Origin of the sequence: Flavobacterium foetidum, assembly GCF_004634245.1 — a bacterium.
Classification (GTDB): domain Bacteria; phylum Bacteroidota; class Bacteroidia; order Flavobacteriales; family Flavobacteriaceae; genus Flavobacterium; species Flavobacterium foetidum.
This window is the reverse complement of record NZ_SJTF01000001.1, coordinates 476,744-495,723: the sequence shown is the minus strand read 5'-3', so window position 1 is coordinate 495,723 and position 18,980 is coordinate 476,744. Positions and strand designations below refer to the sequence as shown.

General features: G+C 35.0%; 18 protein-coding genes. 4 read left to right on the top strand and 14 right to left on the bottom strand.

Annotation, left to right across the window (positions count from 1 at the left end):
* Positions 1-34: 34 nt before the first annotated feature.
* From E0W73_RS02155 to aspA, 4 genes are all read right to left on the bottom strand, one after another.
* Positions 35-1,273 (bottom strand): HAMP domain-containing sensor histidine kinase, encoded by a 1,239-nt coding sequence (locus E0W73_RS02155; protein ID WP_244248413.1) that lies wholly within the window; start codon positions 1,271-1,273, stop codon positions 35-37.
* A 145-nt stretch (positions 1,274-1,418) separates the two neighbouring features.
* Positions 1,419-2,093, bottom strand: a complete 675-nt coding sequence (locus tag E0W73_RS02150) for a response regulator transcription factor (protein WP_135220438.1) — start codon at positions 2,091-2,093, stop codon at positions 1,419-1,421.
* A 163-nt stretch (positions 2,094-2,256) separates the two neighbouring features.
* A complete protein-coding gene (locus E0W73_RS02145; protein WP_135220437.1) occupies positions 2,257-2,874 on the bottom strand; it encodes an outer membrane beta-barrel protein in 618 nt (205 codons plus the stop codon).
* 209 nt (positions 2,875-3,083) lie between these two features.
* Positions 3,084-4,493, bottom strand: a complete 1,410-nt coding sequence (gene aspA / locus E0W73_RS02140; RefSeq protein ID WP_135220436.1) for an aspartate ammonia-lyase — start codon at positions 4,491-4,493, stop codon at positions 3,084-3,086.
* 158 nt (positions 4,494-4,651) lie between these two features.
* Here aspA and E0W73_RS02135 point away from each other — a divergent pair, with 158 nt between their 5' ends.
* Positions 4,652-5,230 (top strand): pentapeptide repeat-containing protein, encoded by a 579-nt coding sequence (locus E0W73_RS02135; RefSeq protein WP_135220492.1) that lies wholly within the window; start codon positions 4,652-4,654, stop codon positions 5,228-5,230.
* Positions 5,231-5,357: 127 nt separating this feature from the next.
* Here the strand turns inward: E0W73_RS02135 and E0W73_RS02130 are convergent, their stop codons facing one another.
* From E0W73_RS02130 to glyA, 4 genes are all read right to left on the bottom strand, one after another.
* Entirely contained in the window at positions 5,358-5,861 is a 504-nt protein-coding gene (locus E0W73_RS02130) for a GNAT family N-acetyltransferase (RefSeq protein WP_135220435.1), read from the bottom strand.
* Position 5,862: 1 nt separating this feature from the next.
* Positions 5,863-6,903, bottom strand: a complete 1,041-nt coding sequence (locus E0W73_RS02125) for a GMP reductase (RefSeq protein ID WP_135220434.1) — start codon at positions 6,901-6,903, stop codon at positions 5,863-5,865.
* 245 nt (positions 6,904-7,148) lie between these two features.
* The gene (miaE, locus tag E0W73_RS02120; protein WP_008463152.1) at positions 7,149-7,742 is read right to left on the bottom strand and encodes a tRNA-(ms[2]io[6]A)-hydroxylase; all 594 of its coding nucleotides are present in this window, start codon (positions 7,740-7,742) and stop codon (positions 7,149-7,151) included.
* 134 nt (positions 7,743-7,876) lie between these two features.
* Positions 7,877-9,151: a serine hydroxymethyltransferase gene (gene glyA, locus E0W73_RS02115; protein WP_135220491.1), complete on the bottom strand. Its 1,275-nt coding sequence runs from the start codon at positions 9,149-9,151 to the stop codon at positions 7,877-7,879.
* Positions 9,152-9,259: 108 nt separating this feature from the next.
* Here glyA and fahA point away from each other — a divergent pair, with 108 nt between their 5' ends.
* Positions 9,260-10,543 (top strand): fumarylacetoacetase, encoded by a 1,284-nt coding sequence (gene fahA, locus E0W73_RS02110; protein ID WP_135220433.1) that lies wholly within the window; start codon positions 9,260-9,262, stop codon positions 10,541-10,543.
* Positions 10,544-10,987: 444 nt separating this feature from the next.
* On the opposite strand, the gene E0W73_RS02105 is transcribed toward fahA, so the two are convergent.
* The gene (locus tag E0W73_RS02105) at positions 10,988-12,028 is read right to left on the bottom strand and encodes an agmatine deiminase family protein (protein WP_135220432.1); all 1,041 of its coding nucleotides are present in this window, start codon (positions 12,026-12,028) and stop codon (positions 10,988-10,990) included.
* A gap of 185 nt (positions 12,029-12,213) precedes the next feature.
* On the opposite strand from E0W73_RS02105, the gene E0W73_RS02100 reads away from it, so the two are divergent.
* Positions 12,214-13,728, top strand: coding sequence for a choice-of-anchor I family protein (locus E0W73_RS02100; RefSeq protein WP_135220431.1), 1,515 nt, complete (start codon positions 12,214-12,216; stop codon positions 13,726-13,728).
* 201 nt (positions 13,729-13,929) lie between these two features.
* Positions 13,930-15,189, top strand: a complete 1,260-nt coding sequence (locus E0W73_RS02095; protein ID WP_135220430.1) for an OmpA family protein — start codon at positions 13,930-13,932, stop codon at positions 15,187-15,189.
* Positions 15,190-15,536: 347 nt separating this feature from the next.
* Here the strand turns inward: E0W73_RS02095 and E0W73_RS02090 are convergent, their stop codons facing one another.
* The 5 genes from E0W73_RS02090 to E0W73_RS02070 all read right to left on the bottom strand — a co-directional run bounded on the left by E0W73_RS02090 (position 15,537) and on the right by E0W73_RS02070 (position 18,827).
* Positions 15,537-16,427, bottom strand: coding sequence for a carbon-nitrogen hydrolase (locus tag E0W73_RS02090; protein ID WP_135220429.1), 891 nt, complete (start codon positions 16,425-16,427; stop codon positions 15,537-15,539).
* A 181-nt stretch (positions 16,428-16,608) separates the two neighbouring features.
* Positions 16,609-16,818, bottom strand: coding sequence for a type II toxin-antitoxin system RelE/ParE family toxin (locus E0W73_RS02085; RefSeq protein WP_135220428.1), 210 nt, complete (start codon positions 16,816-16,818; stop codon positions 16,609-16,611).
* A complete protein-coding gene (locus E0W73_RS02080; protein ID WP_135220427.1) occupies positions 16,818-17,063 on the bottom strand; it encodes a hypothetical protein in 246 nt (81 codons plus the stop codon). Before E0W73_RS02080 ends, E0W73_RS02085 begins: the two co-directional genes overlap by 1 nt.
* A 133-nt stretch (positions 17,064-17,196) precedes the next feature.
* Positions 17,197-17,607 carry a hypothetical protein gene (locus tag E0W73_RS02075; protein WP_135220426.1) on the bottom strand — a complete coding sequence of 137 codons (411 nt, stop codon included), beginning with the start codon at positions 17,605-17,607 and terminating at the stop codon, positions 17,197-17,199.
* A gap of 338 nt (positions 17,608-17,945) precedes the next feature.
* Complete coding sequence (locus E0W73_RS02070) at positions 17,946-18,827, bottom strand: DUF808 domain-containing protein (protein ID WP_135220425.1); 882 nt, start codon at positions 18,825-18,827, stop codon at positions 17,946-17,948.
* Positions 18,828-18,980 lie beyond the last annotated feature (153 nt).

Below are 18,980 nucleotides of genomic sequence, written 5' to 3'. Positions count from 1 at the left end.
ACACTTATTAATCTAAAATTAGAATTTTCTAAGATTAAACATTAGATTTTTTAATGTTTGATTTCTTGAAGATGATTGTGACAATAGTACCTTTGTTCTGCTCCGACTGAACCTGCATTTCACCCTCATGCATGCGGATGATTTTTGATGCTAGCGGAAGTCCTAAACCATAACCAATATATTTAGTTGCAATTTTACCTCTAAAAAAAGGTTCGTAAAGATGAGGAATATCCTCAGGCGGAATTCCGATTCCGATATCATTAATCGAAATTTTAATCATTTCGTTATTGGCCGATAAAGTGACGAAAACCTCGTTATTGTCCGAATATTTTACTCCGTTTGTAATAATATTATTGATGGCAAGTTCCAGAAGCGGTTTATTGCAAGGCAAAAGCAATAAATTGGAGTCTTTTGGTGCAAAATTAAGCCTCACGACAACTCTGTTGTCCGGATAAATTTTATCTAGGTCAGATTTTACATCCATCAAAAGTTCGTCTATACGGGCGATATCAGAGACCTGTTTTTTTCCGTCGTAGCCGGTTTGTGTAAGTTTGAGCAAGCTTTCGGTCAGATTTCCTAATCTCGAAGCTTGGTTGTAGATATTTTCAAGTGATTCGACATATTCAGCAACAGCACGCTCTTTTAATAGCATAATTTCTGCCTCCGCAATAATGGTCGTAATTGGCGTTTTTAATTCGTGTGAAGCATTATTGATAAAATTGGCCTGAATCTCAAAAGAAGTTTCGAGCCTATCAAGCATATTGTTGAAAGTATTGGTCAAGTCTGAAATCTCATCCGAATTTTTGACTTCTGGCAGACGATTATGAAGATTAGAAGCACTGATTCTTTTTACTTCCTTAGTAATGCGTGCCACCGGATTGATTACTCTTTTGGCCAAAAAACGTCCTAACAAGAAAGCAAGAATCACAAATCCTATACCGCCAAAAACCATAATCTTGACGATGTAAACCGTTGTATCTGTTCCTTTTCTATCTCTTGCTCCAACGATTACAATGTATCTCTGATTGTTTTCTTCAAAAATTTGTCCTAAGTAATACTTATTGTCACGTTCAAAGTAATCACTTCCAGTGCTTAAAATAGTAGTATAAAATTTATTCGGAAGATTTAAGTTCGTATTGTAATCAAAACTGTTGTGGCTGTTGATTTTTAGTACATACTCTTCCTCTTCTATTAATTCTTCAAGACCGTTCTTTTTAAGATTCTTGTAGTATTTTATCTTTTGGGGATCATTCTGAAAATGGATTGAAGCCACAATTTTCGATCTGTCATCTAAACGCTTTAAAAAGTGGTATCTATTGTTTTCTCTGAAAAGAAAAAAAACAATAACACACAACAATGACGTGCTGAAGGTAGACAGAGCAACATAATTGAAAGTAATTTTTTTCCTAATATCCATTTTACGGTTTTATAACATAACCCAATCCTTTCATGGTATGAATAAGTTTGGATCCAAAAGGCTTATCGATTTTTCTTCTTAAGTAAGTGATGTATACATCTACAACATTGGTATTCATATCAAAATTGATGTCCCAAACATTGTCCAAAATCTGATCTCGGGAAACAATTCTGCCTGTATTTTTTGCCAGATAATACAATAACTTAAACTCTTTTGCGGTCAGAATTATGTTTTCGCCTCTTCTTTTTACGGTTTTGGCACGGCCATTTATTTCTAAATCAGCAATTGTAATGGTATCAATTTTCTCTGTTTCCTGATGCGATCGTCTGTACAATGCATTGACACGCGCATCAAGTTCTCCAAACTTAAAAGGTTTCACCAGATAATCATCTGCACCAGAATTAAGTCCTGTAACAATGTTTTCTGAAGTTCCCAAAGCGGTTAAAAGGAGAATCGGCACAAAGTTTTTGGCAGCACGAAGTCTTCTGCAGATTTCTATTCCGTTAATGTCCGGAAGCATTACATCTAAAATCACAACATCAAAAGTGTAATTATGAATCATTTCCAGAGCAGTTTTTCCGTCCATTGCCACACTTACTTCATTATTGTTTTCAGCAAATCCTTTACGAAGGATTGACAACAGATTTGGTTCGTCTTCAACTATCAGTAATTTCATCTTTAGAAGTTTGTATATACAACAAAAATAAGAATTGAGTTCAAAAATAGTACTTATTACGGATAGAAATTATGATTTAATTATGAACAATTAAGCCAAAACATAAAAAAAGCAGACCCAAGAGCCTGCTTTTTCTTATTTATTTATGTTAAACTTCAAATTCTTAATTTTTAAAGTTGAAACTTAATGTTGCGCCTAAACCAAATTGAAAGGTAGAAATATAATCTTCAATCGCAACTGGTCCTACCCAGTATGACCAATAATAACTTTCGCCAACTGCTGCCGATATAGATTGTAAATAGGCATTAATATTAACAGAAACAGATGATGTGGTTTTAATCTTTACACCTCCCTTTACGTCCCATGCAAAATATGTTCCGCTTCCTCCTTGAGGCGATTCTACAATACCGACTCCAGCACCGGCACCCAAAAACGGAAGCAAATTTGATCCTGTATCAAAATAGTGGGTAAAATCTGTAAGAATGAAATTGAATGCACCTTTATCATCAGTATTGATTTGATTTCCTGCAGGACCATATAATGGTATTTTAACATCTGAGCGTAAATACTTTAACTCAACAGAATTATTTGTTGAAAAGAAATACTCAAATCCCGCTCCATATTGAAAACCATCTTCGATTGTTGCCGAATAACCGTCGTAATCGAGTTGATCTGAAAAATTATATCCTCCATACAAATTAAGAGAAAATGACCTTGCATCTTGAGCCTGCATTCCTATCACCGATAGAAATACAGCTACTAATAAACTGTACTTTTTCATAAATTTTGGATTTTGTTTGTTAATGTATATCCAAATTTACTATTTTTCTTTCAAAAATATTTCTGTTTTGGAAAGAAAAAACATGAACTCAAAAACACAACTGCATGAAATACAGAACATTAAAATCAAATAATCAAACAAAATGCATTTTATCAATGTGTCAAAAAAGCGCTCTATTACAGTTTAATTTTATATTGCTTATCAACAAATTATTTCGTTATAAATTTTGGATGAATTAAATTTTCTAAAGAATAGATTTCATCCCACTTTTCCTGAGTAATTAATTTTCGTTCTATAACCGCAATTTGATGAACGCTTTTACCAGTTTTTAAAGCCTCGCCTGCAATACTGGCACTTTCTTCATAACCAATAATCGGGTTTAGTTGCGTTACGATTCCAATACTGTTCATGACCATATTGTAGCAGTGATCAACATTTGCCGTAATTCCGTTAATACATTTATCGATTAACGTCTGAATTGCATTCGAAAGATAATCCAACGATGTAAACATGGCAAAAGCAATAACAGGCTCCATTACATTCAACTGCAATTGACCTGCTTCTGCCGCCATTGTAACCGTTAAGTCCTGCCCAATAACATAAAAACAAGTCTGATTTACGACTTCTGGAATTACTGGATTTACTTTTCCGGGCATAATAGAAGATCCTGGCTGACGTGCCGGAAGATTGATTTCGTTTAAACCGGTTCTTGGCCCAGAACTCAATAAACGTAAATCGTTGCATATTTTAGAAATCTTAACGGCAGAACGTTTTAAAGTCCCCATAATCTGAACATAGGCTCCAGTATCTACAGTTGCTTCAATTAAATCTGGTGAAAGCGTTAACGGAATTCCGACCTCGTCTGCCAAATATTTTACGCAAAGTTCAGGATAACCTTCTGGAGCATTTACTTTTGTTCCAATAGCGGTTGCTCCCATATTGATTTCTAACAATAAATCCTGAGTATTTTTCAAACGCTGAATATCTTCACCAATTGTAGTTGCATAAGCTTTGAATTCCTGTCCTAAAGTCATCGGAACGGCATCTTGCAACTGCGTTCTTCCCATTTTCAGCACATCCTTGAATTCTTCTCCTTTTTTGGCGAAAGCAACTTCTAAACCTGCAAAAGTTTTGATAAAGCTTTCCATTTTTAAATACAAAGCAATTCTAAATGCCGATGGATAAGCATCGTTTGTCGATTGCGAACAGTTGACATGATTGTTAGGATGAAGAAACTGGTATTCTCCTTTTTTATGGCCCAAATATTCTAATCCGATGTTGGCAATTACCTCGTTAGCATTCATGTTTACAGAAGTTCCTGCTCCGCCCTGAATCAAGTCGCTTACAAATTCTTGGTCAAATTTACCTTCAATTACCTGATCACTTCCGTAACAAATCGCTTCGGCAATTTTAGGATCAATGGCACCACAGTCTTTGTTTGCCATTGCTGCGGCTTTTTTTACATAACCTAAACCTTTGATAAACAAAGGTTCTTTAGAGATTGGGATTCCTGTGATATTAAAATTTTCTACAGCTCTAAACGTCTGAATTCCGTAATATAAATGATTCGGAATTTCTAATTCTCCTAAAAAATCATGTTCCTTTCTTGTTGATTCCATATTGTGAAAATTGATAAATTTCAGCTTGAAAAATAACTGTAAAGCTACATTAATTTTATTCTAAAGTTTATATTATTTCAAAAATGATTTACGATTTTCCTCGAAAATTCTGTCGCAAATTAGTACCTTTTCGGCCTTAAATGATTATCAAAAAAGAGGTGAAAAAAGAAAGCGAATATTTTCTTGATAAAGAATACGATTCATTTATTTACGCTAAAGACGACCTTAATTTTAAAGATTTCGAAGGTTGCGTTTTTAATAATTGCAACTTCTCTGCCTGCGCTTTTCTAGCCGTTACTTTTATTGACTGTGTTTTTAATGATTGTATTTTTAACGAAGCAAAGATTAATTACGTCGCTTTGAGAACAGTCACTTTTAATCGATGCGAAATTAAAGAGGTAAATTTCGCCATGTGTGACAAATTAATTTTTGAAGTACATTTTAATGACTGTATTCTCGATTTTTCGAAGTTCTATACTTTAAAACTAAAAGGAACTCCGTTTATCAATTGCAGTTTAATTGCCGTCGATTTTATGGCCGCAGATTTAACCAGTGTAATTTTTGACAATTGCGATTTATACCGTTGCGAATTTAACAAGGCCATCGCCAACAAAGCCGATTTTAAAACGAGTTATAATTATACTATGGATCCATCGAAAACGAAACTGAAGAAAGCTGTTTTTTCTTTGAATGAAGTGAAAGGGTTATTATTTACGCATGATGTGATTGTGAGTTGAGCCACAGTTTGTCATTTCGACTGAAAGGAGAAATCACACTAGAAATTCCGCAGAGATAAATTCCAATCTTTGTCGAGTTCCGCGTGTGATTTCTCCTTTCAGTCGAAATGACAAAAATGCTGGAAAATTACTTTGAAATATCCTTCCCCATCACGTAATCCTCCATCAAATACCCGTTTCCAATTTCTATATCAATCGTTTCTTTAATTTCGAAACCTAGCTTTTTATAGAAATTTAAAGCGGTATTAAAACGGTTTACATTTAATAAGAGTTTATTGGAATTGTTTTCTAAAGCCAGTTTTTCAATAGATTCAAAAACTGTTTTGCCATATCCTTTCCCTTGAGTTTCTGGCAAAAGATAGATTTTATGGATTTTGGTAATCGCTTCGTTTTTATAATGATGCTCAATTCCGATAAAACCAATTACTAATTCTGAATCGGAAATTAAATAAAACAATTGTTCTTTATTCTGAATTTGTTTTGAAAGTGCTTCATCAGAATAAATGAGATCTAACATATATTCCAATTGTTCACTAGTCAAAATTTCGCCATAAGTTATTGGCCATGTTATATGTGCAATCTCTTGAATTTTAGCGATATCTTCAATCGACGCTTCTGTAATTTTAATCATATTATTTTGTAAAAACCTGATTTTCTTGTTCGCTTACGCGGATGAAAGTCGTTCGTTTTGTTAATTCTTTTAATCTTGAAGCACCAACATACGTACAAGTGCTTCTAATGCCGCCTAAAATATCTAAAACAGTATGAATCACATCTCCTTTAAACGGAACCTGAACTGTTTTTCCTTCACTTGCTCTATATTCTGCAACACCGCCAGCATGCTTGTCCATTGCAGTTTTAGAACTCATTCCGTAAAATTGCTTGAACTTTTCACCTTTTACTTCGATTAATTCACCACCACTTTCAGTATGTCCTGCGAGCATTCCGCCCAGCATCACAAAATCGGCTCCAGCTCCAAAAGCTTTGGCTACATCACCCGGAGTTGTACAGCCTCCATCGCTTATAATATGGCCGCCTAAACCGTGAGCGGCATCTGCGCATTCGATAATGGCAGATAACTGTGGATAACCTACGCCTGTTTTGACACGAGTGGTACAAACGGATCCAGGACCAATTCCAACTTTTACAATATCAGCTCCGGCCAATAAAAGTTCTTCGGTCATCTCGCCAGTCACAACATTTCCGGCAATAATTATTTTGTCTGGATATTGTTTTCTTGTTTTCTTTAGAAACTGAACAAAATGTTCTGAATAACCATTCGCAACATCGATACAAATAAATTTCAGTAACGGATTTGCAGTTATTATTTCTCCAATTTTATTAAAATCTTCTTTTCCAGTTCCTGTGCTGACTGCAATATAATTGTATACATCTGGAGCTGCATTTTTAAGAAACGTATTCCATTCTTCAAGAGAATAATGTTTATGAATCGCTGCAAAAAGTTTTTCTTTTGCTAAAACTTGAGCCATTTCAAAAGTTCCTACCGTATCCATATTGGCAGCCATAATCGGAATTCCTGTCCAATTTGATGTGCTGTGCAAAAACTTAAAATTTTGTTCTAAGGAAACTTCTGACCTACTTTTTAATGTAGATCTTTTAGGTCTAAACATTACATCTTTAAAACCTAATTTTAAGTCCATTTCTATTCTCATAGTTCGAGTTTTTGGTTACTCTCAAATATAAGGAATTTTAGATTTCAGACTTTAGATTTTAGATTATAAAAACTAAAAAAATGGACACGATTAAACTGATTCGTTTTCGCAAAACGCTGATTAAAACGGATTTTTAGAATTTCACAGAGATTCACAAAGGCTTTCGCAAAGCTTCACAAAGAAAAATTGAAAACTGTGACTGAGACTGAACACTAAAAAACCGAACACTGAACACTGAAAAAAACCTATCCGTGAATCGTTTCGTTTTTCCCGTAGTTGGTGATAATAGATTCTTCGAATGCCAGCCATTCTCTCCAACGTTTTTCGACGTCAATTCCAACTCCGTATTTGCGTGCGTAAGTTATGAAAGTCGTGTAATGCCCTGCTTCGCTTTCCATTAATTCTCTGTAAAAAACAGCTAATTCTTCATCCTGAATATTTTCAGAAAGCACTTTAAAACGCTCACAGCTTCTTGCCTCAATCATAGCAGAAAAAAGAAGTCTTTCTACAAGACCAGAAACGCGGCTTCCGTCTCCGCTTCTTTTCATGTACTGGTACAATTCGTTTACGTATTCATCTTTGCGCTCACGTCCTAATTTCAAGCCTCTTTTGATGATTATATTATGAACCTGCTCAAAATGATCTACTTCTTCTTTTACTAAAGCCAATAAATCCTGAACCAAGTCCTGATGTTCTGGATTGTTTGTAATGATAGTAATAGCGTTTGTTGCGGCTTTCTGCTCGCACCACGCATGATCCGTGAGAATCTCTTCTATATTTTTCTCAACAATATTTACCCATCTCGGGTCGGTTGGTAATTGTAATCTTAATACGCCCATTTTATTTTTTGTTTCAGGTTTGTTTTGTTTAAGTTTCAAGTTTTCTTTTCTAAACGAAAAAAGTTTAAAGTGTCATAATACGTCTATTTCCGCATTACAAAACTTTAAACTTGAAACCTTAAACTTTAAACTAATTAATACGCAAAAATTGGTCTTTCGCTCATTAATTCGTTAACTTCTGCTGCAACTTCTTCGATAAGATCTTCGTTTGTATGATCAGCAAGTACTTTATCGATTAAAGCTACGATAGTTTCCATATCTTTTTCAACTAAACCACGAGTTGTGATTGCAGCTGTCCCAACACGGATTCCAGAAGTGATAAATGGAGATTTATCGTCAAAAGGAACCATGTTTTTGTTTACTGTAATTTCAGCTTTTACCAATGCATTTTCAGCTTCTTTACCAGAAATATTTTTATTTCTTAAGTCAATAAGCATCATGTGGTTGTCTGTTCCGCCAGAGATAATGTTGTAACCTCTTTTTACGAAAGCATCTGCCATTGCATTAGCATTTTTTTGCAATTGCATTGCGTAAGTAAAGAACTCATCTTTTAATGCTTCACCAAAAGCAACCGCTTTAGCAGCAATAATATGCATTAAAGGCCCTCCTTGATTTCCTGGGAAAACAGCTAAATCTAATAAAGAAGACATCATTCTGATTTCTCCTTTTGGAGTTGTCAATCCTTGTGGATTTGGGAAATCTTTACCCATCAAGATCAAACCTCCACGTGGCCCTCTTAATGTTTTGTGTGTTGTTGTAGAAACAATATGGCAATGTGGAATTGGATCGCTTAATAATCCTTTTGCAATAAGACCAGCTGGGTGAGAAATATCAGCAAATAAAATTGCTCCAACACTGTCAGCAATTTGTCTGAAACGAGCAAAATCCATATCACGAGAATAAGCAGAAGCTCCAGCAATGATTAATTTTGGTTGCTCCTTAGTTGCTATTTCTTGAATTTTATCATAATCTAAGCGACCAGTTTCAGCGTCTACACCATAAAAAACTGGACGGTATAAACGACCTGAAAAGTTTACAGGAGAACCGTGAGTTAAGTGACCTCCGTGAGATAAATCAAAACCTAAAATTGTATCTCCAGGATTCAAACAAGCATGATAAACAGCAGTGTTTGCCTGAGATCCTGAGTGTGGCTGCACGTTTGCATATTCAGCTCCAAATAATTCTTTAGCTCTGTCAATAGCAATCTGCTCGATAACATCAACTACCTCGCATCCACCATAATACCTTTTACCAGGATAACCTTCGGCATATTTGTTAGTTAAAACAGACCCAGCTGCTGCCATTACTTCATCACTTACAAAATTCTCAGAAGCGATAAGTTCAAGTCCGTGAATTTGTCTTTCTTTTTCCTCTTGGATAAGATCAAAAATTTGTTCGTCGCGTTGCATTTTTTCGTTTTTCGTTAATTTCCTGCAAAAATACAAAAAAACGTTTGCCATACAGTTAGATTATGATATATTTGACATGTATTTTTTCAACAAACAATTAACACAAACATGCCAATAACCGCCAACGATACCAGTAGAAAATCATGGTTGGAAGTGCCAGAAAATAGCGACTTCCCTATTCAGAATATTCCCTTCGGCGTGTTTCTTACGAAAGAAAATGTCGTTACCGTGGGAACCAGAATTGGCGATTATGCCATAGATTTAGGGGCTTTACAGCAATTAAATTATTTTGACGGAATCGAATTAACAGACGATATGTTTATGCAGGATACGCTGAATGATTTTATTTCTGACGGAAAAAAAACATGGCGTTTGGTCCGAAATCGCATCGCAGATATTTTTGACCAAAATAATCCACAATTAAGAGATTCAACAAAACACCGAGATATTGTTATATTTAAAATTGAAGATGTAGAAATGCAACTTCCGGTTTTAATTGGCGATTATACCGACTTTTATTCTAGTAAAGAACATGCCACAAACGTAGGCAAAATGTTCCGCGATCCTGAGAACGCCTTACTTCCAAACTGGCTTCATATTCCGGTTGGATATCACGGTAGAAGTTCTACAATTGTGCCGTCTGGAATTCCAGTTCACAGACCAATGGGACAGACTTTGCCCAATGGCCACGACACCCCGGTTTTTGGCGCTTCACGTTTGGTCGATTTTGAATTGGAGACTGCTTTTATTACCACAGATGTAAACGTAATGGGCGAAAACATTCCGACTTACGAAGCCGAAGATTATATATTTGGGATGGTTTTATTGAATGATTGGAGTGCTCGTGATATTCAGAAATGGGAATATGTGCCTCTTGGACCATTTTTAGCTAAAAACTTTGCGACTTCAATTTCTCCATGGATTGTAACAATGGATGCCTTGGAGCCTTTTAGAACCAAAGGTCCAAAACAAGATCCAGCGCCACTTCCTTATTTGCAAACCAAAGGAAAGAAAGCTTTCGACATTCACTTAGAAGTTTCATTAAAGCCTGAGGACCAAGAAGAAACTGTTATTTCGAGATCCAACTTTAAATATTTATACTGGTCAATGAGCCAGCAGTTAGCACATCATACTTCCAACGGATGCCGCGTAAACTCAGGCGACATGATGGGTTCCGGAACAATTTCTGGCCCCACTCCGGATAGTTTTGGCTCTATGTTGGAATTGACTTGGGGCGGTAAGAATCCGTTAAAAATGAAAGACGGAAGCGAACGCAAATTTATTGAAGACAATGATACTGTAATTATTCGTGGTTTCTGCGAAAATGCAGAAGTAAGAATTGGATTTGGAGAAGTTTCAAGCCAATTATTGCCTCCTTTCATTAGACAATGAAGAACAGATAAAGATTCTGAAAAATTGTAAAAATACAGAAGCCTTGGGTATCGCCAAGGTTTTTTTATGCTTTTTTTGCCACAGATTAAAAGATTAAAATGATTTTTCAATCTATGAAAATCCTTTAATCTGTGGCAAATATTTTTTTAAGCTGGATCTGGTGTATGTTTTTAATCTCGCACAGACGCCAAAACGCAAAGTTTTCCTCATTTTTTGTCATTTCGACGTAAGGAGAAATCTCCACGAGAAACTCTATAAAGATTGACTAACTGTTGCGGAGTCACTTGCGGAGATTTCTCCTTACGTCGAAATGACAAATATTACTTGTAATTATTATTGTTCTTAAACTTTACCGGGGCTTCGACTTCGCTAAATCTGACAAAAACATATAAGTTAAGCCAAAAACCAAATCTTTGCGCCTTTGTGCCTTTGTGGCAAAAAAAATTAAGCTGGAATCTGCTGGCTTAAACAATGCAAAGTTCCGAATCCCCAGATGAAATCAATACAACTGATTCCAATTACTTCTCTGTCTGGGAAACATTCTGCCAAGATATTTAAAGCCACTCGATCATTGCTATCGTTAAATGTCGGCACTAAAACGCAATTATTCAAAATCAAGAAATTAGCATAACTAGCTGGCAATCTTAAATCTTCAAAATCGACACGTTTTGGCATTGGAAGCGCTACAATTATTGGAGATTTTCCGTTTTCTAATTTTGCGTTTTGAAGACGTTTCAAATTATCCTGCAACGGTTTGTAATTTGAATCATTTTTATCTGTTTCGACAATCGTTACGATTGTATCTTCATTTACAAATCGGCATAAATCGTCGATGTGTCCGTGAGTATCATCTCCTTCTATTCCGTCACCAAGCCAGATTACATTAGTGACTCCAAGATATTCTTTGAAAACTGCTTCGTAATCTTCTTTTGTAAAGCCAGGATTTCGAACCTGAATTGTTGGATGCATCAAACATTCCTCAGAAGTCAATAAAGTTCCTTTTCCGTTTACATCAATCGCACCGCCTTCTACAATTACCGGTTTTCCTTTGTATACAACCTGAGTTAACGGAACATCAATAAAATCAGCCACTTTTCCCGGAACGAATTTATCTAGCTGATAGTTTTTATATTTTGCCCAGCCATTGAAATTGAAATTCAGCGCTTCTCTTTTTGAACCATTTTTCACAATAATTGGTCCGGAGTCACGCATCCAGCTTCTGTTGGTTTTATGAATGATATACGAAACATTTTCAAGATTTACACGAGCCCTTTCAAGCATATCAGCAACTTTTTCCTTTAGTTTTTCATCGGCTACAACCAAGAAAACAGTTTCAAAAATGGCTACCTTTTTTATAAATTCTACAAAAGCCCATTGAACAGCTTCGTATTTTCCCGGCCAGTCGTTGCCATTATGCGGAAAACACAATACAATGCCCTGTTGCTTTTCCCATTCTGCTGGAAATCTTCTATTATTTGTTGACATAAAAACGTTCTAATTTAAGAAAGAGCAAAGATAAGCATTCATTAGGATTATAAAACAATCAGCCATAAATCATCTTTTATTTTATAAAAATTATCCGTCAAAATTTAAGTTAAAGATTATATAATATCTTCTTAATATTTGGCAGAAACCCTGTAATTACTTTTGCCAAAACTAAAAACTAACACATGAAAAAATTATCTATCTCCTTATTGGCTGCTCTTTTTATTATGGCGAGCTGTAATAATGATGAAAATTCAAACAACGAACCTGAGGTTGTTGTAAACGAAAATCCGGCAACTTTTAAGGAAATTGGTTCTATTACCATTGGTGGCGAAGCTGCTGCAGAAATTTCAGCTTACTGTGAAAAAACAAAAAGACTTTTTACAGTAAACAATAGTGGTGTCAATCAAATCGACGTTATTGACATTACCGATCCAACGAAACCGGCAAAAATTGGGAAAATTGATTTAGCTGCCTATGAAGGTGCTGCTAACAGCGTTTCTGTTTTTGATGGAAAATTGGCAGTTGCTTTAGAATCTACTGCAAACAAACAGGCTAACGGAAAAGTGGTTGTTTTCAATACTTCAGACTACAGCTTAATCAGACAAATAACTGTTGGTGCTTTACCTGACATGATTACCTATTCTCCAGATGGAAAATATATTATGACGGCAAACGAAGGGGAGCCAAATACTGATTATTCGCAAGATCCAAACGGAACCATTTCTATTATTGAAACAAGCAATTATAGTGTTACTACTTTAGATTTCAGCTCTTTTGCAAGTCAGGCAGCAACATTGTCAAAAGATGGATTCAGAATTTCTAAGTTCGCCAAAAGTTTTGCTCAGGATATTGAACCAGAATACATTACCATTTCTGACGATTCAAAAACAGCTTGGGTAACTTTACAAGAAAATAATGGTGTGGCAAAAGTTGATTTAACTTCTAAAACTATTACTGCCATTTATCCTTTAGGTCTAAAAGATTTCAATACTGCTGAAAATGCAATTGACCCAAGTGATAGTGATGACAAAATCGCTTTTAACCCATGGAAAGTAAAAGGATTATTTATGCCAGATGCAATCAGTCATTTTTCGGCCAGCAATGTTCCTTATTTTGTTACTGCTAATGAAGGCGATGCTAGAGAATACAATGCTTACTCAGACATTAAGAGATTGAAAAGTTTAAAACTTGACCCAACGGTTTTCCCTGATGCTAACTTAAAATTAGATGCTAATTTAGGAAGATTGAATCTTGTTACTGATATGGGAGATACAGATGGCGACGGAGATTTGGACGAATTGGTAAGCTTTGGCGCAAGATCTTTCTCGATTTGGAACGGTAATACTGGAAAAATCGTTTACGACAGTAAAAATGATCTTGACAAAAAAGCCCACGAACTAGGCCTTTACGACGATAAGCGCAGTGATGATAAAGGTTCTGAGCCAGAAGCTGTGTATGTTGCCAAAATGGGAAATCAAAACATTCTTTTTGTTGGACTTGAAAGATCTGACGCTTTTATGACTTATGATGTAACCAATCCTAATTCGCCACAATATTTACAGACCGTAAAAACCGGAGATGCTCCAGAAGGAATTCTTTTTATTCCAGCTTCAAAAAGTCCGACCAAAAGAAGCCTTTTAGTGGTAAGCAGCGAAGGCGACGGAACAGTAAAAATTTATCAGCCAGATTTAAAATAACCAGAATTTTTAAACCTAAAAACGGACAAATTTTAATTTTGTCCGTTTTTTTTATGCAAAAAATTGAAATTTAATTAACACATTTTCAGAATTCTAAGTTAAATAGTGGGAATTATGTAAGGCAATATAGAACACATTCCAAAACTCTCGCTATAATTTTGTCAGGAGTTTAAATAAAAACCCAATTAAATTTTTGATATCATGAAAAAGAAATTAGCATCAGTATCACTTTTACTATTAGCACTTACAGCAGGTGCCCAAAATATGACTACTACGTCTGCAAAACCAAATGTTGACCAGGAATATAATAAATGGTCTATCGAATTAAACGGCGGTGTAAACAAGCCAACACGTGCTATGACTCCAGGTTATACAACCGAGTCTTTAAACTTCTTTCACGCAGATTTAGGTGCGAGATATATGTTCAACCCAAAATTTGGTGTGAAGTTAGATGTTGGTTATGACCAGTTTAAAGAGAAAAAAAACACTCCTGATTTTGAAAGCCGTTATGTAAGAGCAAGTTTGCAAGGGGTTATTAATGTTGGACGTGCATTAAATTTTGAAACTTGGACTAATACAATTGGTATTTTGGCACATGGTGGTTTTGGAGTTTCGCAAATTAGCACAGAAACTGGTTTTGGCGGACAAGATTACATGGCACACGGAATTGCTGGTATTACTGGACAAATCAAATTAAGCAACAGAGTAGCTTTGACAGGTGACCTTACCGGAATTGTAAACGGAAGACAGAACTGGAACTTCGACGGAATGGGTAACACAACAACCGGTTCTTTTGATGGTGTTTTATTAAATGCTTCGGTAGGTTTAACATTCTATCTTGGTAAAAATGAAAAACATGCTGACTGGGTTGGCGAAGAAGACAGAATTACTGAATTGGAACAAAGAGTGGATTTAATCGAAACTGGTCTTATAGATTCTGACAAAGATGGAGTTGCTGATTTATACGATTTGGAACCAAACAGCGTGGCAGGAGTTGCTGTAAATACAAAAGGACAATCTATTGATACCAATCAAAATGGTGTACCAGATGAGTTGGAAAGCTACCTAGATAAAAATTATGAGAGAAAAGGAAGCGGAAATGCTACAAACAATACTGTCGAAGAATTAATCAACGGTGGTTATGTAAATGTTTATTTCGATTTCAATTCTTCTAAGCCAACAAACGCATCATTATCTGGAGTTGATTTCTTAGTAAAATATTTGAAAAACAATCCTGGAAAATCGGCAGACATTATTGGTTATGCTGACGAAATTGGAAATTCAAACTACAATACTGAATTGTCAAGAAAAAGAGCTGAGGCTGTGAAAAAAGTAGCAATAAATGCAGGAATTGATGCATCGAGACTGAATGTGATTGCTAACGGAGAGGATACTTCGGTTAACAAAAATTCGAAAGAGGCACGTCAAATCGTGAGAAGAGTTACTTTCCAAGTGAAGTAATATATATAAAACTAAAACGTAAAAAAGAGTTATTCAATTTTGAATAGCTCTTTTTTGTTATTAAATAGAATTACTGACCAATCTTTCAATAAAATAATTTTCGATTAATTCACAATTAGAATAAAGCTTCGGGGAAGCTAAATATTTATAGAAATAACAAGTACATACAAAACAAAGCTCCGGAGGAGCGGTATATTAAGTCGGAAAAATATGTCGCTTCTCCGGAGCTTCTTTCATTTGGCTTATATAAATTCTATAAATATTTAGCTTCTCCGAAGCTTACAAAAAAAAGAGCTATCTTTTTGGGATAGCTCTTTCATATATTTAAAAAAAAAAAAAAAAATCAATTATTTACCGATTGCTCTTTTAGTAATATCCTCAAAAGCATCGATTCTTCTGTCTCTGAAGAAAGGCCAATTTTGACGAACATTTTCCTGAAGATCTAAATCAACTTCAGCAATTAGGATTTCTTCTTTATCGTGCGATGCCTGAGCTAAAATCTCTCCTTGTGGCCCAGCAATAAATGATGCTCCCCAGAATTGGATTCCGTCAGTTCCATCGATATATTTTTCAAGACCAATTCGGTTAGCCGCAGCAACGAAAACGCCATTTGCAACCGCGTGACCTTTCATTACATTCATCCAAGCTCCGTACTGATTTTCTCCGTATTGCTCTTTTTCTTTAGGATGCCATCCAATTGCTGTTGGGTAAAATAAAACCTCAGCACCTTTTAAAGCTGTAATTCTTGCCGCTTCTGGATACCATTGATCCCAGCAGATTAAGGTTCCAACAGTTCCTTTTTTTGTTTCGATTGCCTGAAAACCTAAATCACCTGGAGTGAAATAGAATTTTTCATAAAAATGCGGATCGTCTGGAATGTGCATTTTACGGTATAAACCTGCTTCTGACCCATCTGCATCGATGATGTAAGCACTGTTATGATAAATTCCAGCCATTCTTTTTTCGAAGAAAGGAACAATAATCACAACTCCTAATTCTTTTGCCAATTCGCTGAAAGCAACAAAAGAAGTACTGTATAATGGTTCTGCTAAAGCAAAATTATCCACATCTTCACTTTGGCAGAAATAATGACTGCTATATAATTCAGGAAGTAAGATTACCTCTGCCCCTTGGCTTGCTGCATCTCTTACCCAGCTGATACATTTTTTTAGATTATTTTCAGCAACATCATTCAGGTTTAACTGAATTACTGATATTTTATATTTTCTTTTCGCCATGACATAAAATTTAGAGTGTAAAAATAATACTTTTTAAAGGAATGGCAAAGCCAGTTCAATTTACTTAACTCAGATATAAAAAGAGCTTCAAAGCTCTTCTTATAATTGTTTGATACTATCTCGTTTTGTAGAAAATATTTTACATATATAAATCACATCATTCTCTTCAAGATATAAAACTTTATAATCCCTTTATTATTATTCTTCGATACTCAAGCTCAATCTCATCTTTTTGATATTGCTCACTAAAGCGTATTTTTTTAGTGGCATCCAAAATTTCATTTTTAATATTATTTGCGCCTTGAACAGATTTCTCTTTATAGTAATTGTAAATAGTTTTAAGCTCATTTTTGGCCGAATTAGTCCAAATAACTTTTAAAAACTTATCCATTACCAGTTTTCAGATTCTTTCTCTAGATCTTCTTGTGAAGTATACTCTCCTCTTTCAATTTCCATTTTGACACCAGCCAGTTGAGCTTTATATTCACTTCGAGTGACTGGTTTTCCTTCTACAGAAAAAGCAACTACATCTTCTTCCTGATAACTTTCAATAACTGCTTTTACAACTTTTAAAAGACGTTCATCAGCCGTGTTAATATATTCTAATACACTTTCTCTCAACTCTAAGGCTCCCATAATCATATTTTTTTTAATCTTTCAAAGATAAAGATTTCGTTCACCTATTAAAGTCAAAAAAGAAAACCATTTCACATCGATTAAAAACCTCTGCAAAATGGCTTATCAACCTAAAAAATATCAATATTAGTCGTTATTCAATCACCACTTTCTGAGTTAAGAATTCAGTTTCTGATTTTTTGAATTTAATTTCGAAAGTTCCTTTCGCGGTTGCTTTGAATTTGTAAACTGTCTTTTTAGGATCTGGAACTTGCTGCGTGCAAACTTCTGATGGATATTTTGCAATTACCTGTAGTCCCTTTACATCTCCAATTGTTACTTCTGAAATTTTATCGAATTCTGCACAGGCATTATCTACAACATAAGTTACATCATAACTTAATTCGTCATTTACTTTTCCTGTTGTTGGTCCTTTGATTTCTGTTACGAAAGCAGCCTTTGTAGTTACAACCGGAGTTTTCTCGTCGTCATCATTACTGCATGAAACAAATGCAATTGATAAAAATAATACTACCAAAACTGATTTTAATCTAAAACTTTTCATATAAAATAATAATTAATTGTTAATTACTATGAAGACGTGTCTTGGTTGCAATGGTTGCTTAGAAAAAATGTTAAAAAGGTTGAAATAAGTATTAAGCAATTCGGAATCAGGAATTTATTTCATAAAAAAATATTTAAAAAATACCGTTATTTCTTATAAAAATAAAATTTTCTAGGTAGCCCCGATAGAAGAGGAAATCCTTTTGTGCCGGGGTTCGGCGCAAAAGATTGGAACGGATAGCGGGACAAAACGTTCTTTTAAAAACGATTCAATCTGCTCCCAAAACAAAAAAACACCAGCATTAACTGATGTTTTTTGAAATGTCTATTTGATTTTTATTATGCTTTCTTTTTAAAAATCTTTTTGAAGAGGTTGATCACTAGTAGAACTACAAATCCTAATACTAGACCAACCGTAAATTCTTTTATAATTGCAGGGATTTTAATTTCTTCCGACAAATGATGGAAATATGGAATATAGTGCACAAATATTCCACCAGCTACCAAAAGCAATGCAATTGTACCAATTACTGTTAGGCCTTTTATCACCAATGGAAGAGCTTTTACCAATAAATTTCCAATAAATCTAGAAAGGCTCTTTTCGCTCTTGCTGTGTTTTATGAGTTTGTAACCTGCCTCGTCCATTCTAACAATAAGCGCTACAATTCCGTAAACTCCTATTGTTGCTACCAATGCGATTATTGAAGTTACCATAATCTGCTGCGTCAAAGGTTCTTCTATTACGGTTCCTAACGCTATAATTACGATTTCTACAGATAAAATAAAATCGGTTACGATTGCTGACTTTATTTTTCCTTTTTCAATTTCTAGAATTTGTTCTTCAGTAAGAGTTTCATTTGTTATTCCTTCTGACTCGTCGTGTTTATGTGGAAAAACAAATTCGTAGATTTTTTCGGCTCCTTCATAAGCCAGGAAAAGTCCGCCCAGAACAAGAATTACGATGATGGCAACTGGAAGAAACGCGCTCAGCAAGAATGCAATTGGAAGAATAATGATTTTATTCAATAACGAACCTTTGCTTATTGCCCATAAAACCGGTAATTCTCTTGAAGAGGCAAATCCAGAAGCTTTTTCTGCATTTACTGCTAAGTCATCACCCAAAATTCCAGCTGTTTTTTTTGCAGCAACTTTACTCATTACTGCAACATCATCCATAATTGCTGCGATATCATCTAATAGAACAAAAAATCCTGAAGCCATTTTATAAATTTTATTTTTAGTGATGCGAATCTAGACATTTTGCCTTAATCTGCCCAATAATCCCGCATCAAAATTTGCGTTTTTTATTCCTACTTTTCTGTATCGGTTTTTTAGCTGCATTGTCCTAACAACACCCACAAAATAATAAAAACG

What these genes read in the sequence shown, in the direction of transcription:
- E0W73_RS02090 (WP_135220429.1), bottom strand. Translation starts at nt 16,427, where the DNA reads ATGGCGAAAAGAAAATATAAAATATCAGTAATTCAGTTAAACCTGAAT.
- E0W73_RS02150 (WP_135220438.1), bottom strand. Translation starts at nt 2,093, where the DNA reads ATGAAATTACTGATAGTTGAAGACGAACCAAATCTGTTGTCAATCCTT.
- E0W73_RS02075 (WP_135220426.1), bottom strand. Translation starts at nt 17,607, where the DNA reads ATGAAAAGTTTTAGATTAAAATCAGTTTTGGTAGTATTATTTTTATCA.
- E0W73_RS02080 (WP_135220427.1), bottom strand. Translation starts at nt 17,063, where the DNA reads ATGGGAGCCTTAGAGTTGAGAGAAAGTGTATTAGAATATATTAACACG.
- E0W73_RS02095 (WP_135220430.1), top strand. Translation starts at nt 13,930, where the DNA reads ATGAAAAAGAAATTAGCATCAGTATCACTTTTACTATTAGCACTTACA.
- E0W73_RS02085 (WP_135220428.1), bottom strand. Translation starts at nt 16,818, where the DNA reads ATGGATAAGTTTTTAAAAGTTATTTGGACTAATTCGGCCAAAAATGAG.
- glyA (WP_135220491.1), bottom strand. Translation starts at nt 9,151, where the DNA reads ATGCAACGCGACGAACAAATTTTTGATCTTATCCAAGAGGAAAAAGAA.
- E0W73_RS02125 (WP_135220434.1), bottom strand. Translation starts at nt 6,903, where the DNA reads ATGAGAATAGAAATGGACTTAAAATTAGGTTTTAAAGATGTAATGTTT.
- miaE (WP_008463152.1), bottom strand. Translation starts at nt 7,742, where the DNA reads ATGGGCGTATTAAGATTACAATTACCAACCGACCCGAGATGGGTAAAT.
- fahA (WP_135220433.1), top strand. Translation starts at nt 9,260, where the DNA reads ATGCCAATAACCGCCAACGATACCAGTAGAAAATCATGGTTGGAAGTG.
- aspA (WP_135220436.1), bottom strand. Translation starts at nt 4,493, where the DNA reads ATGGAATCAACAAGAAAGGAACATGATTTTTTAGGAGAATTAGAAATT.
- E0W73_RS02100 (WP_135220431.1), top strand. Translation starts at nt 12,214, where the DNA reads ATGAAAAAATTATCTATCTCCTTATTGGCTGCTCTTTTTATTATGGCG.
- E0W73_RS02130 (WP_135220435.1), bottom strand. Translation starts at nt 5,861, where the DNA reads ATGATTAAAATTACAGAAGCGTCGATTGAAGATATCGCTAAAATTCAA.
- E0W73_RS02145 (WP_135220437.1), bottom strand. Translation starts at nt 2,874, where the DNA reads ATGAAAAAGTACAGTTTATTAGTAGCTGTATTTCTATCGGTGATAGGA.
- E0W73_RS02070 (WP_135220425.1), bottom strand. Translation starts at nt 18,827, where the DNA reads ATGGCTTCAGGATTTTTTGTTCTATTAGATGATATCGCAGCAATTATG.
- E0W73_RS02105 (WP_135220432.1), bottom strand. Translation starts at nt 12,028, where the DNA reads ATGTCAACAAATAATAGAAGATTTCCAGCAGAATGGGAAAAGCAACAG.